At 72.5% G+C, this 13,567-nt stretch carries 9 protein-coding genes; 5 read left to right on the forward strand and 4 right to left on the reverse strand.

All coding sequences use genetic code 11. From position 1 onward, the window contains the following. Positions 1-172: 172 nt before the first annotated feature. Entirely contained in the window at positions 173-889 is a 717-nt protein-coding gene (locus BLR33_RS01545; protein WP_107408823.1) for a LamG domain-containing protein, read from the reverse strand. Between the two features lie 266 nt (positions 890-1,155). Here BLR33_RS01545 and BLR33_RS01550 point away from each other — a divergent pair, with 266 nt between their 5' ends. Further along, the gene (locus tag BLR33_RS01550; RefSeq protein ID WP_093782379.1) at positions 1,156-3,129 is read left to right on the forward strand and encodes an ATP-binding SpoIIE family protein phosphatase; all 1,974 of its coding nucleotides are present in this window, start codon (positions 1,156-1,158) and stop codon (positions 3,127-3,129) included. A 79-nt stretch (positions 3,130-3,208) separates the two neighbouring features. On the opposite strand, the gene BLR33_RS01555 is transcribed toward BLR33_RS01550, so the two are convergent. The 3 genes from BLR33_RS01555 to BLR33_RS01565 all read right to left on the reverse strand — a co-directional run bounded on the left by BLR33_RS01555 (position 3,209) and on the right by BLR33_RS01565 (position 7,929). Further along, on the reverse strand, positions 3,209-5,245 hold the full coding sequence (locus tag BLR33_RS01555) for an NPCBM/NEW2 domain-containing protein (protein WP_093782380.1): 2,037 nt from the start codon (positions 5,243-5,245) through the stop codon (positions 3,209-3,211). A gap of 244 nt (positions 5,246-5,489) precedes the next feature. Next, positions 5,490-6,311, reverse strand: coding sequence for a hypothetical protein (locus BLR33_RS01560; protein WP_176930067.1), 822 nt, complete (start codon positions 6,309-6,311; stop codon positions 5,490-5,492). A 598-nt stretch (positions 6,312-6,909) separates the two neighbouring features. Continuing rightward, positions 6,910-7,929 carry a LacI family DNA-binding transcriptional regulator gene (locus BLR33_RS01565; protein WP_093782382.1) on the reverse strand — a complete coding sequence of 340 codons (1,020 nt, stop codon included), beginning with the start codon at positions 7,927-7,929 and terminating at the stop codon, positions 6,910-6,912. A gap of 139 nt (positions 7,930-8,068) precedes the next feature. Between BLR33_RS01565 and BLR33_RS01570 the strand changes: the two genes are divergently transcribed. From BLR33_RS01570 to BLR33_RS01585, 4 genes are read left to right on the forward strand one after another with little or no spacing between them, the layout of a single operon-like run. Beyond that, complete coding sequence (locus tag BLR33_RS01570; protein WP_093782383.1) at positions 8,069-9,370, forward strand: ABC transporter substrate-binding protein; 1,302 nt, start codon at positions 8,069-8,071, stop codon at positions 9,368-9,370. A 13-nt stretch (positions 9,371-9,383) separates the two neighbouring features. After that, positions 9,384-10,322: a carbohydrate ABC transporter permease gene (locus tag BLR33_RS01575; RefSeq protein WP_093782384.1), complete on the forward strand. Its 939-nt coding sequence runs from the start codon at positions 9,384-9,386 to the stop codon at positions 10,320-10,322. After that, the gene (locus BLR33_RS01580) at positions 10,322-11,140 is read left to right on the forward strand and encodes a carbohydrate ABC transporter permease (RefSeq protein WP_093782385.1); all 819 of its coding nucleotides are present in this window, start codon (positions 10,322-10,324) and stop codon (positions 11,138-11,140) included. Before BLR33_RS01575 ends, BLR33_RS01580 begins: the two co-directional genes overlap by 1 nt. Continuing rightward, positions 11,137-13,515 (forward strand): beta-xylosidase/alpha-l-arabinosidase, encoded by a 2,379-nt coding sequence (locus BLR33_RS01585; protein ID WP_456049194.1) that lies wholly within the window; start codon positions 11,137-11,139, stop codon positions 13,513-13,515. The genes BLR33_RS01580 and BLR33_RS01585 overlap by 4 nt, the downstream gene beginning before the upstream one ends. Positions 13,516-13,567: the final 52 nt, after the last annotated feature.

Here is a 13,567-nt window from a genome sequence, read left to right on the forward strand (position 1 = left end):
CACAGGGGCGTTGGCGTCGGGCGCCCGGCAACAGGCCGGATCTCACCTGCGTGCGGAGCCTGCTCAGTGCCGGCCACGGCGCAAAGGCCACCGCCGATGAGGGCGTACTGCGCGGCGGGAGGTGCGGGCGGCGGCACGGTGGTGCCCGTGGCGTCCGTCCGGGCGAGGGGTGTCAGCCGCGGGGGCGGCGCACCTGGAGGTCCGTGCAGCGCCACTGCAGTTCGCGCACGCCCGGCCGCGGTGCGGCGTGGCCGTACCCGCCGGCGGACACGCTCATCGAGACGACCAGCCAGGCCCGCCAGGAGGGCCCGACCCCGCGGCCGTCGGAGAAGAGTACGGTGCCGTCGACCCGCCAGACGACGCTGTCCGCGCCGAGGGAGACCTCCAGAGCGAAGGGGCGGCCGGGGGTGACGGCGCCGTCCGCGTAGTGGCCCGCCTCGCGCACGTGGTTGCTCAGCTCCAGGATGTGCGGGTTGCCGCCGTGGTACTCGAAGGCGTCGATCTCGCCGTGCCCGGGCTGGGGGCGGCCGCCGGCCGAGTCGCGGCCCCAGGTCCACAGCGACGGCCAGGCGCCCTGCTCGTCCTGGACGGTGCAGGTGGCGCTGAGCACATCGCCGGGCAGCAGTTCGAAGCCGCCGGACGCGTACTCGGTGGAGACCAGGTCGGTGTGCCACAGGGCGGTCGAGGCGCGGCGGGCGCGGAAGACGCCGTCGGGCGTGGGGCCGTAGCCGGGGCCGATCTGGTCCAGCTTGTTGTCGCCGGGGTTGCGTCCACTGCCGGGGTAGGCCGAGGTGCGGCCGACCGCCCAGGCCGAGCGGTCGGTGAAGGGGGCGTCGAAGACGATCGGGGCCGCGGCTGCCTGCTGCGGCTCGGTCCGGTCCGTGGTCATGGTGGGCTCCCCTCGGCGGCTGCCTGCCGTCACCTCCAGTCAAGGGCCCCGGGCCGCCCCCCGGACAGGGCGTGCGGAGGCACCCGCGGGGCGCGCCGCGCCGGCTGCCGCCCTGCTGGGCGCCGGTCGGTGCGCCGGGCGGTGCGGCGGGCAGCCGGGCGGGCGGCGGGGCGCGGCGGCGTGCGAGGTGCGCGGGACCGGCGGAGCATGGACACAAGCGGACGATCACGGCATGACAGCGCACGCAGGGCGACGGAAGGGTGCGGATGGGCGGTGGACGCGGGGAGCCGGCTCCCGAGCCGAACGACGACGCCGAACTGCGGCAGATCGAAGCACTCAACCGGCTGGACACCCGCCTGGGCGAGGAGGGCACACCGGAGCGCGAGCCGGTGCGCCCGCGTACGGCCCCGCCCGGCGGCGAACAGGCCGAGGGGGGCGGGGAGCCGCAGCGGGAGACCGCGGGCGTCGCCCGAACGGACCAGCCGCCCGCCCCCGCCGGCGGCGAAGGGCCGGCCGCCGGCTCGGCCACCGCCTCCCGCCGCCGCGACGCCCTGCTCATCGAGGCGGGCAACGACCTGGTCGACGCCGACACCCTCGACGACGCGCTGCGCTGCCTCACCGCCTTGTACGCACCCGACTTCACCCTGGACGGCCAGGTCGTCTTCGGCATCGACGGGGACTTCCTGACCGCCGAGGGCGCCTACGGCTTCCGGGCCGGCAGCGCGTCCGACCGCTCCTTCCGGATGCCGATGACCACCGGTTACCCGGCGGTGGAGGTGGTCCGCACCGGCCGCCCGGTGTTCCTGTCCACGCCCGAGGAGTACCGGCGCCGGTTCCCGGTCACCTTTCCGCTGGCGGTGCGCAAGGACCGCAGGTCGTGGGCGTTCCTGCCGCTGGTGACCGCCGGGCGGGTCAGCGGGGTGTGGCTGGCGGCCTTCCGCACCCCGGTGGACTTCACCGCCGACGAGCGGGCGCTGCTGACCGTCACCTCCCGCCTGGTGGCGCGCGCCCTGGAGCGCACCCGCACCGGTGAGGCGGAGCTGGCCCTCTCCCGCGGCCTGCGCAGCTCGATGGGCCGGGCCGGGCCGCAGGTCGCGGGGATGACGGTGGCCACCCGCTACGTACCGACCGGCGGCGGCCTCGTCGTCGGCGGCGACTGGTTCGACAGCATCGAGCTGCCCAACGGCCGCCTCGCCCTGGTCATCGGCGACGTGCAGGGCCACGACGTGCACGCAGCGGGCCTGATGACGCAGCTGCGCACGGCCGTGCACGCCTACGCCGCCGAGGGCCACGGCCCCGACGCGGTGCTCGCCCGCGCCTCGCGCTTCCTCGCCGTCCTGGACGAGGACCGCTTCGCCACCTGCATCTACATGGAGGCCGACCCGCACACCGGCCTGCTCCAGGTGGCGCGCGCCGGCCACCCGCACCCGGTGCTGCGCCTGCCGGACGGCACCTGCATGATCAAGCACGTCCGCGGCGGCCTGCCGCTCGGCATGATCCCGGGCGCCAAGGAGTACGACGACTACCCGGTCAGCACCGTGGAGCTGCACGACGGCGAGATTCTCATGCTCTGCACCGACGGCCTGATCGAGACCGGCGGCCACGACATGTACAGCGGCTGGGTCCGGGTGCGCGACGCGATGGCGCCGGGGCCCGGCGACGACCTGGAGGGGATGGCCGAGCGGCTGATCCGCGCGGTCACCGGGCCGGCCGCGGAGGAGGAGGCGCCGCCCAGCACCGATTTGCGGCGCGACTACCGGCCGCGCAACGAGGACGACATCGCCATGTTGCTGGTCCGGCGCGACGCCGGGTTCCTCCCGCCGGACCTGCACCGGCGCCGCCTGGTGCTCACCATCGAGCAGGACCGGGCCGAGGCGCTCGCCGAGGCGCGCACCGAACTGCGCTCCATGCTGCACGACTGGACGCGGCCGGACCAGGTGGACACCGCGGTGCTGCTCACCTCCGAGCTGCTGGGCAACGTGCTGGTGCACACCGACCAGGCCGCGGCCCTGACCGCCACGGTGACCGGCGATGTCGGCCGGCGCAGCCTGCGGGTGGAGGTCACCGACCGCGGCGACGAACTCCCCCACCAGCGCACCCCGGGCGAACTCGCTTCCTCCGGCCGCGGGTTGGTGCTGCTCGACCTGCTCTCCCACCAATGGGGCGTGCGGCCGGAGTCGGAGGGCAAGACAGTGTGGTTCGCGCTGTTCGAGGCGACACCGGCCCCGTCGGCGGAGTGAGCGTCGCACCGGCAGCGCGGACGACGACGGCCGGCGCGGAACCCCCACGCCGGCCGCCGTGCGGTGCCGCCGGCTGCCGCTATCCGCAGGTGATCTGCGCGTCCGCCCAGTCGGCGTGGTCGCTGTCGTTGCCGTCGCCGCCGTCGGTGACGACGAGCTGGACCGTGGAGGCGCCGGTGACGTTCGCGGTCAGCGGCTTGGGCCCGTCGGAGTTGCGCAGCACCCCGCTGTCGGCGACCTGTGTGCCGTCGGCGTCCACCAGGAACTCCACGCTGCCCTTGCCGTTCTTCTCGTCGTCCACCCCGACCGTGGCGGTCAGGGTGGAGCAGGCGCCGCCGAGGAAGTAGGTGATGGTGCTCGGCGCGTTCGTGCCCAGGCCCTTGGCGAAGACGGTGCCGCCGATGGTGATCGGGTTGCCGTCGCCCGCGGCGGTCTCACCGTTGCTGGTGTCCTTCTCGACCGGGCCCCAGCCGTTCGTCGCCGAGACCCACGACAGGTCGCTGAGGTAGCTGGTGCCGGCCGGCGGCGGCACCTGCACGGTCACGCTGCCGGTCAGCGGGAAGGTGGTCGTGCCGCCGGTGGGCCGGGCGTAGCTGACGGTGCCGGTCAGCGGGTAGCTGCCCAGGCTCGTGCCCGGCGGCACCGTGACCTGCCAAGGGGCGCTGAGGGTGCGGCCCTTGGGCAGGATGGCCGCGCTGCCGCCGCCCTCGGGCTTCAGCGTCCAGCCGTCGGGGCCCTTCAGCGAGATCGAGACGCGGGTCGCGGGCAGGGCGCCGAGGTTGGTGGCGTAGGCGTTCACCGTGGCGGTCCGGCCGGGCTCGATGTGGTCCGGGCCGGTCACGCCGGTGTCCAGCAGCTGGGGGGCGAGCAGCGCCGCGGCGCCCTTGACCGGGTCGGCGCTCACCCGCAGCAGCACGGTGCCGTGGGCGGGGACGGTGGCCGCCAACTGCCCGGCGGTGTCGTAGTCCTGGTGCGCCCACAGGTCGCGCACGGCGTAGCTGCCGCGCCGGGGCAGCCCGGCCGCGGTGGCGGTGGTGGCGATCCGCTGCGCTTGGTCGCCGGAGTTGAACAGGGCCACGGCCCGGTCGCCGTTGGCGAGCTTCTTGGTGATGACGTAGGCGCCGCCCGCGTCGGAGAGCACGGTGGCCTGGGCGCCCAGCGGGTCCTGGTCGAGCGCGATGACGTCCTTGTTGCCCAGGATCGCCAGCGTCGCCGGGGTGGCCTTGCGCAGGTCGGTGCCGATGAGCAGCGGGGCGTCCATCATCGACCACAGCGAGAAGTGGCTGCGGTACTCGGTGTCGGTCATGCCGCCGTTGCCCACCTCCAGCATGTCCGGGTCGTTCCAGTGCCCGGGACCCGCCGCGGAGGCGAGCGGCAGGTTGTCCTTGGCGATGCCCAGCATGCTCGCCCAGTTGTCGCTGATGTCGCCGGTGGTGCGCCAGGAGTTGCCGATGTCGCCGGCCCACTCCCAGGGGTTCTGCACGCCCCACTCGCACAGCGAGAAGACGATCGGGCGGCCGGTCGCGGCCAGCGCGTCGCGCATGGCGGTGTAGCGGTTGACGTAGTCGGCGCGGGTGCCGTCGCTGTTGTTGTTGCAGTTGTCGTACTTGAGGTAGTCCACGCCCCAGTCGGCGAACGTCCGGGCGTCGGTGGTCTCGTGGCCGAGGCTGCCGGGGTAGCCGGCGCAGGTGGCGGTGCCGGCGTCCTCGTAGATGCCGAGCTTGAGGCCCTTGGCGTGCACGTAGTCCGCGGTGCCCTTGATGCCGTCGGGGAACTTCGCCGGGTCCGGCACCAGGCGGCCCTGGGCGTCGCGGGTGTGCGTCATCCAGCAGTCGTCGATGTTGACGTACGTGTAGCCGTCGGCCTTCAGCCCCGAGCTGACCAGGTAGTCCGCGGTCTGCTCGATCAGCTGCTCGCTGACGTTGCAGCCGAAGGCGTTCCAGTCGTTGAAGCCCATCGGCGGGGTCAGGGCGAGGCCGTTGTCGAGCGCCGCGGCGGGGGCGGCGGTGACGGCGACGTCGGCCGTCACCACCGCCACTCCCGCCGCGCCGAGTGCGCCCGCCCACAGCGCCCCGGCGGTCGCGCAGGCGAGCAGCCTGCGCACGGTTCCTGGCATGTCGGTCCTCTGTTCTCGTAGCTGACATACGGACAGAAGTGCGCGGACGAGCGGCCGTCCGCGCGGGAACGCGTGCCTACGTGTGCGCTTGGTGCCCGGTTTTTGCTTCCCTGGCGGCCCAAGCGCACGGAAGACAACAGAGTCGAGCATTTTCCGTCGCCGCCACACGGTAGGAGGCGTGGCGTGACTCTGACAACCCCCGTGCACGGGGCCGGCGGACGCGCGCGATGCCGCGCGAAGCGGCTCAGGAAAGGTCGAGTTCGGTGTCGCACAGGGCGAGCGACGGCGAGGGGGCGCCCTTGAGCGTGCCGGTGGCCAGCAGCCGGAAGTCGGCGCGGGTGGCGGACGCGGGCAGGCCGTCGGTGGCCGCGATGCGCAGGTGGACGGTGCGGGAGGCGCCCGCGGGCAGCGGGACGCTGACGACGGCGCCGGTCGCGGGGGCGGCGCCCTTGGCACGGTCGACGCCGACCCAGTCGCCGCCGTCGCGCACGGCGATCCGGAAGTCGTCGGCGAGGTCGTCGCGGCCGGTGCCCTGGCAGGTGCCCGACGCCGGGCAGGTGTCGTACGCCGGCCGCACGTCGACCTGGGGGATGTCCAGCCGCGAGGGGTTGCGCAGGGTCAGCGCGACCTCGGTCCACCGGCCGTCGCGGTGCACGGCCAGCTTGTGCGGGCCGTCCTTCCAGGTGGCGAGCAGGGTGGCGAGGGTTGCGTCGGCCGAGCCGATCGCGATCGGGGCGCCGCGGTCGGCGAGGACGACGTGGACGGGCAGCTTCTCGTCGAAGGTGGCGGGGGCGTAGTGCGGGCGCAGCCGGAAGTGCAGCGTGCGGGTGCCCTCGGGCAGGGCGGTGGTCCAGCTGCCGTTGAGTGAAGAACCGTTCCTGCTCAGCGGTACGGCCGGCCACTTGCCCTTCCCGGCCTGCCGCGCCACGCTCACCGTGTGCCCTCGGGCCACCGTGAACTGCAGCGTCACGGTCACCTTCGCGAGGGCGGGCCCGTGGTTGCGCACCTCGATCCCGACATCGCCGTCACGGTCGGCCGCGTACTGCTGCACGGGCTGCACGCTCACCGCCACGGGCGCCGCGGCCGCCGTACTGGGCGCGGGCCCGGGCGCCCCGCCCCCGCACCCCGCCAGAACGGCTCCCCCGACCGCCACCACGGCCCCCACCTGCGCTCTTCGCCCAAAGCTCCACCCCATGCCGCGCATCTTACGGTTCGCCCCGCCGTAGGGCCCCCCGCCGTGTCCGCCCGCCGCCCCGTCCAGGCTGGTCGCGCAGTTCCCCGCGCCCCCAAGAACGGCAACCCGTCTGCCCCACGGGGTCCGATGCCGTCCCGAGGCCGGCGGCCTCTTCTGGGGGTACCCCCTCTGGGGGAGCCGTTCCCCGCGCCCCTATTGAGCTTGCCCTTTGCGCGCACAGCGAGCCCCCTACCACCCAGGGGCGCTGGGGGTACCTCCCAGGCGAAGCTCTGGGGGAGGAACTGCGCGACCAGCCCAAAGCCGGCCTGCGGCCGGGAACGCACAGAAGCCCCTACGGCGGGTTTCCGCTTTCAGGGGCGCTGGGGGTACCCCCAGGCGAAGCTCTGGGGGAGGAACTGCGCGAGCAACCCAAAGCCGGCCTGGCGGCCGGGCGCGGCGGCGAACCCCCACGGCGGGGAGCCGTACCCCCCTAAGCCCCCGGCGGGGCAGCGGTGCTGCTCCGCACCACCAGGCTCGTCGCCAGTTCCATCCGCGTCGTGGTGGACTCCCCCGCCCGCATGCGCAGCAGCATCTCCGCCCCCGCCTCCGCCATCTTCCGCAGGGGCTGGTGGATCGTAGTGAGGGCGGGGCGGGCGAAGCGGGCGACGGCGACGTCGTCGTAGCCGACGACGGAGAGGTCCTCGGGGGTGCGCAGCCCGAGCGCGCTCGCCGCTTCGAGGACGCCGATCGCCTGCAGGTCGGAGCCGGCGAAGATCGCGGTGGGCCGGTCCGGCCGGTCCAGCAGCCGCGTGCCCCGGGAGAAGCCGCCCTCGACGTGGAAGTCGCCGAAGGCGACAAGGTCGGGGTCGAGCGGCAGCCCCGCCGTCGTCATCGCCGAGCGGTAGCCGTCGAGCCGGGCGAGCGAGCACATCATGTCCTCGGGCCCGGTGATGATCCCGATCCGGCGGTGGCCGCATTCGATGAGGTGGCGGGTGGCGGCGAGCCCACCGGACCAGTTGGCCGAGCCGACCGAGGGCACGTCGGGGTCGGGGTCGCCGGCCGGGTCGATGATGACGAACGGGATGGAGCGCGACCGCAGTTGGTGCTTGAACTCCTGCGGCAGCGCGGAGAAGACCAGCACCACGCCGAGCGGCCGGCGCCGCATCACGCCCTCGATCCAGTCCGCGCCGGGCGAGTGGCGGGTGCCGGACTGGGTGAGCACCACGCTGGCGCCGTGCTCCTTGGCGACCTTCTCCACCCCGAGGATCAGCTCCATCGCCCAGATCGCGTCGAGTTCGTGGAAGACGATCTCGATCAGCGGCGCCTCGGGGGCGGATCGGGCGCCGCGCCGATAGCCGTGCTCCTCCAGCAGGCGCTCGACCCGGTGCCGGGTGGTCGGCGAGACGTCCTGCCGGCCGTTGAGCACCTTCGAAACTGTCGATACCGACACCCCGGCAGTTTCGGCGATCTGCGCCAGTGTCACCCGGTCGCGCTCCACCTGATCCTCCATGTCCGGCAGCGTACGGTACGCACCGGTAACGCTTTGATAACCCGAGACCCGAGGGTTGACCCCCCAGGGAGCACACCTTAGCGTCACAGCGCGCAGCAAATTTCGGCGACGAAGCCGAAACTTTTCGAAAGGCTACCCGATGAAGAAGCGCGCTTGGCTCCCTCGCGCCGTCGCCGGCGGTGTGACTCTCGTGCTCGGACTGACCCTTGCCGCGTGCGGCGGCGGCAGCGGTTCGAGCAACGGCTCGGGCACGTTCCATGTGCTCGTCTACGGCGACGCCAGCAACAAGGTCGAGAAGCAGATCGTGGACACCTTCAACAAGACCTCGAAGGTCAAGGCGGTCATGGACACCATTCCCGGTGCCGACTACCAGCAGAAGCTCCAGACGATCATCAACACCAAGCAGGCCCCGGACGTCTTCTTCAACTGGGGCGGCGGCAGCATCCAGCCGTTCGTCAAGGCCAACCTGCTGATGCCGCTCGACGGCTTCATCGCCAAGGACCCCGCGCTGAAGTCCGACTTCCTGCCGTCGGTCTTCAACGGCGCCGTGGTGGACGGCAAGTCGTACGGCATACCGATGCGCGGCACCCAGCCGGTGCTGCTCTTCAACAACCAGAAGGTGCTCAAGGACGCGGGGATCACTCCCCCGCAGACCTGGGACGACCTGATCGCCGACGTCAAGGTGCTCAAGTCCAAGGGCATCACGCCGATCGCGCTCGGCGGCGGCGACAAGTGGCCGACCCAGATGTGGTACGAGTACCTCTACGACCGGGTGGCCGGCCCCGGCCTGTTCGAGAAGGCGCTCAGCGGCGACAAGAGCGCCTGGAACAGCGCGGACAGCCGCAAGGCGCTGTCGATGCTCAAGCAGCTGGTGGACGCGGGCGCGTTCGGCTCCAACTACGACTCGGTGAAGTACACCGACGGCGGCTCGGTCGCCCTGGTGGCCACCGGCAAGGCCGGCTTCGAGCTGATGGGCTCCTGGTACTACTCGCAGCAGCAGCAGGACCACCCGGACTTCGCCAAGAACGGCCTGGGCTACTCCGCCTTCCCGGCCGTCGCCGGCGGCAAGGGCGACCCGAACGACGTGGTGGGCAACACCAACAACTACTACTCGGTGCTGAAGAAGACCAAGTACCCCGACGCCGTCGCCCAGTTCCTGAAGCTGATGTACTCCGACGAGTTCGTCAAGGCGCAGCTGGCGATCGGCAACCTGCCGACCACCACCAACACCCCGCAGTTCCTGAGCACTTCGGCGAACCCGGCGTACTCGCAGTACCAGTACGACCTGGTGAAGAAGGCGCCCTCGTTCCAGCTCTCCTGGGACCAGGCGTACCCGCCGGCCGCGATGACCCAGATCTACACCGCCGTCCAGGAGTTCGTCGACGGCAAGGAGAACGCGGACGGCTTCATCAAGGCCATGCAGGCCCTGCCGACGGCCTGAGGATTCGGACCAGATGACCACCACCATCCCCCGGGTGGCGAGGCGCCGGACCACGAGCCGGTCCACCGGCCGGTCCGGCGCCGCGGTGATCCGTCCCAGTTTCGCCTGGGCGGTCCCCGCCACCTTGTTCTTCGTCCTGTTCGCCGTCCTGCCGCTGGTCCTGGTCGCGGTGCTCTCCTTCACCTCCTGGGACGGCATCAGTTCGCCCGAGTTCGTGGGCGTGGACAACTGGAAGGCGCTGATCCACGACCACACGATGATCCAGAGCCTGTGGCTCAGCGTCGTGATCACCGTGCTCGGCGTGGTCGTGCAGACCCCGCTGAGCATCCTGCTGGGCGTGTGGGCGGCCGGGAAGCAGCGCAACCGCGCGGTGCTGTCCGCCGTCTACTTCGTGCCGCTGCTGCTGTCGGCCACCGCCGTCTCGGTGCTGTGGCGGGCGCTGCTCGACCCGAACTTCGGCGTGCCCGCGCAGGCCAAGTGGCTCTTCGGCGACGGCAACCTGCTCGGCATGCAGAAGAGCGCCATCGGTGTGCTCGTCTTCGTCGGCGCCTGGCAGTACACCCCGTTCCACACGCTGATCTACCAGGGCGCCACCAGGGCCATCCCGCAGGTGCTCTACCAGGCGGCGGCGATCGACGGGGCCGGCACGGTACGGCAGTTCTTCCACATCACGCTGCCGCAGCTGCGCAACACCATGATCACCTCGATGATCCTGATGGTCGTCGGGGGCCTGACCACGTTCGACACCGTGCTGATCCTCACCCAGGGCGGCCCGGGCACCGACACCACCATCAGCGCCTACTACATGTACCAGCGGGCGTTCAAGTCCTTCGACTTCGGCGGCGGTTCGGCGATCGCGCTGGTGCTGGTCCTGGTGGCCACGATCATCTCGCTGATCGTCGTGCGCGTGTCCGGCTACGACAAGATGCGCAGCACGTCGGAGGGTCTGTGATGAGGCGCCGTCCCAACTACCTGGCCGGCCTCGGCTCGCTGGTCTGGCTCTTCCTGGTCGGCCTGCCGCTGTACGTGATGCTGGCGGCGACCCTGCAGAGCCAGAGCGACTACAGCGAGAACGGCCCGCTGTCCTTCCCCAAGCACTTCACCTTCTCCAACTACAGCCAGGACTTCCACAACGGCTTCGGCCACTACTTCCTCAACACCCTGCTGGTCACCCTCGCCGTGGTGGCGATCGTGCTGGCGCTGGTGCCGCCGCTGTCGTACGCGATCGTGCGCAGCCGCGGCCGGCTCACCGGCGCGGCCTTCCGGGTCTTCCTGCTGGGCCTGGCGATCCCCGCGCAGGCGGTGATCGTGCCGATGTTCTACGTCATCTCCAAGGCCGGCCTGTACGACAACCTCATCGGCGTGATCCTGCCGACGGCGGCGTTCTCCATGCCGGTGTGCGCGCTGGTGCTCACCGGCGTGATGCGCGACATCACCCCGGACCTGTACGAGGCGATGGCCATGGACGGCGCGCCGCCGTGGCGGGTGTTCTTCCAGCTGGTGCTGCCGCTGTCCAAGGGCGGGCTGTCCACCATCGTGGTCTTTTCCGCGCTCCAGGCGTGGAACGGCTTCCTGTTCCCGCTGGTGCTCACCCAGTCCGACTCGTCCAAGGTCGTCACGCTGGGCCTCTACAACTTCCAGACCGAGCACGGGATCGACATCCCCGGCCTGCTGGCCGCGGTGGTGCTGTCCATGCTGCCGATCTTCATCGTCTACCTGTTCGCCCGCCGGGCCCTGGTCCAGGGACTCATGGGCGTCGGAGGAAAGTGACCGACACCGTGGTCGAAGAGACACAACCCGATACGCCCCCGTGGGCCGACCCCGCCCTGTCCCCGCAGGACCGGGCCGACGCGCTGATCGCCGCGATGACCCTGCCGGAGAAGGTGGCGCAGCTGTACGGCGTGTGGGTGGGCGCCTCCGACGAGGGCGGCGAGGTCGCCCCCTATCAGCACGAGATGGAAGAAGCCGTCGCCCTGGAGGAGCTGCTGCCGCAGGGCCTCGGCCAGCTGACCCGGCCGTTCGGCACCGCGCCGGTCGACCCCGCGCTCGGCGCCCTGTCGCTGCTGCGCACGCAGCGCCGGATCACCGCGGCCAACCGCTTCGGCATCCCCGCCCTGGCGCACGAGGAGTGCCTGGCCGGCTTCGCCGCCTGGGGCGCCACCGCCTACCCGGTGCCGCTGTCCTGGGGCGCCACCTTCGACCCGGAGCTGGTGCGGGAGATGTCCGAGGGGATCGGGCGCGACATGCGCGCGGTCGGCGTCCACCAGGGCCTGGCCCCGGTGCTCGACGTGGTGCGCGACGCCCGCTGGGGCCGGGTCGAGGAGACCATCGGCGAGGACCCCTACCTGGTGGGAACGGTCGGCACCGCCTACATCCGCGGCCTGGAGTCGGCCGGGATCATCGCCACCCTCAAGCACTTCGCCGGCTACTCCGCCTCCCGCGCCGGGCGCAACCTCGCACCCGTCGGCATGGGGGTACGGGAGCGGGCCGATGTGATCCTGCCGCCCTTCGAGATGGCCGTGCGCGAGAGCGGGGTGCGCTCGGTGATGCACGCCTACACCGACACCGACGGCGTCCCCTCCGCGGCCGACGAGGCGCTGCTGACCGGGCTGCTCCGCGACACCTGGGGCTTTTCCGGCACGGTGGTCGCCGACTACTTCGGTGTCGCCTTCCTCAAGACCCTGCACGGCGTGGCCGGCACCCTCGGCGAGGCGGCCGGCGCCGCGCTGGCCGCGGGCGTGGACGTCGAGCTGCCGACCGTCAAGGCGTACGGCGAGCCGCTGCTCAAGGCGGTCGCCGAGGGTGTGGTGAGCGAGGATCTGGTGGACCGGGCGTTGCGCCGGGTGCTGGCGCAGAAGGCCGAACTCGGCCTGCTCGACGCCGACTGGGACCCGGTGCCCGCGGTGCTGGCCGGCGCCGACCTCGCCGACCCGCAGAAGCTGCGCGGCACCGTGGACCTCGACAGCCCCGCCAACCAGGAGACGGCCCGGCGGGTCGCCGAGGAGAGCGTGGTGCTGCTGCGCAACACCGGCACCCTGCCGCTGGACCGCCCGGCGCGCATCGCGCTCGTCGGCCCGAACGCGGACACGCCCACCGCGGTGCTCGGCTGCTACGCCTTCCCGATGCACGTCGGCGTGCAGCACCCGGAGGTGCCGCTCGGCATCGACCTGCCCACGCTGCGCGAGACGCTGGCCGCGGAGTTCCCCGACAGCGAGATCACCTGGGCGGCGGGCTGCACGGTGGACGGGCCGGGCACCGAGGGCTTCGAGCAGGCCGCTCGGATCGCCGCGGCGGCCGATGTCGTGGTGGTCGCGCTCGGTGACCGGGCCGGGCTGTTCGGCCGCGGCACCAGCGGAGAGGGGTGCGACGCGGAGTCGCTGGCCCTGCCGGGTGTCCAGCAGCAGCTGCTCGACACCCTGCTCGACACGGGCACGCCCGTGGTCGTCACGCTGCTGGCAGGCCGCCCGTACGCGCTCGGCCGCGCGGTCACCGAGTCCGCGGCGATCGTGCAGTCCTTCTTCCCCGGTGAAGGCGGCACGGCGGCGCTGGCCGGCGTGCTCAGCGGCCGCGTCGGCCCCTCCGGGCGGCTGCCGGTGAGCATCCCGGCCGGGCCCGGCTCGCAACCCTCCACCTACCTGGCCGCCAGGCTCGGCCAGGCCAGCGAGGTCTCCAGCGTGGACCCGACGGCGGCCTACGCCTTCGGCCACGGCCTCACCTACACCTCCTTCCAGTGGACCGACCTGCAGGTCGAGGAGTTGCAGGCGCCCACCGACGGCGAGGTGCGGTTCGCCTTCACGGTGCGCAACACCGGTGGGCGCGAGGGCACCGAGGTCGTCCAGCTCTACCTGCACGACCCGGTCGCCTCCGTCGTGCAGCCGGTCCAGCGGCTCGTCGGCTACCGGCGGGTGCGGCTCGCGCCGGGCGCCTCCGCGCGGGTCGAGGTCGCCGTGCCCGCGGACCTCGCTGCCTTCACCGGCCGGGACGGCCACCGGGTGGTCGAACCCGGCGCGCTGGAACTGCGGTTGGGCGCCTCCAGCACGGATCTGCGCCTCACCGTGGTGTGCACGCTGACCGGCGAGGTCCGCAGGGTGGACCACACCCGGCGGCTGCACCCCGACATCGCTGTCACGGCGAACGGGGAGTGAGCGGCCGGTAGTCGGCGGCGGGCGAACTACGGCCGGGGGCGGGCGGGCTGCC

Origin of the sequence: Actinacidiphila guanduensis (assembly GCF_900103985.1) — a bacterium.
In the GTDB taxonomy this organism is placed as follows: Bacteria; Actinomycetota; Actinomycetes; order Streptomycetales; family Streptomycetaceae; genus Actinacidiphila; species Actinacidiphila guanduensis.

What these genes read in the sequence shown, in the direction of transcription:
- BLR33_RS01575 (WP_093782384.1), top strand. Translation starts at nt 9,384, where the DNA reads ATGACCACCACCATCCCCCGGGTGGCGAGGCGCCGGACCACGAGCCGG.
- BLR33_RS01545 (WP_107408823.1), bottom strand. Translation starts at nt 889, where the DNA reads ATGACCACGGACCGGACCGAGCCGCAGCAGGCAGCCGCGGCCCCGATC.
- BLR33_RS01565 (WP_093782382.1), bottom strand. Translation starts at nt 7,929, where the DNA reads ATGGAGGATCAGGTGGAGCGCGACCGGGTGACACTGGCGCAGATCGCC.
- BLR33_RS01555 (WP_093782380.1), bottom strand. Translation starts at nt 5,245, where the DNA reads ATGCCAGGAACCGTGCGCAGGCTGCTCGCCTGCGCGACCGCCGGGGCG.
- BLR33_RS01570 (WP_093782383.1), top strand. Translation starts at nt 8,069, where the DNA reads ATGAAGAAGCGCGCTTGGCTCCCTCGCGCCGTCGCCGGCGGTGTGACT.
- BLR33_RS01580 (WP_093782385.1), top strand. Translation starts at nt 10,322, where the DNA reads ATGAGGCGCCGTCCCAACTACCTGGCCGGCCTCGGCTCGCTGGTCTGG.
- BLR33_RS01550 (WP_093782379.1), top strand. Translation starts at nt 1,156, where the DNA reads ATGGGCGGTGGACGCGGGGAGCCGGCTCCCGAGCCGAACGACGACGCC.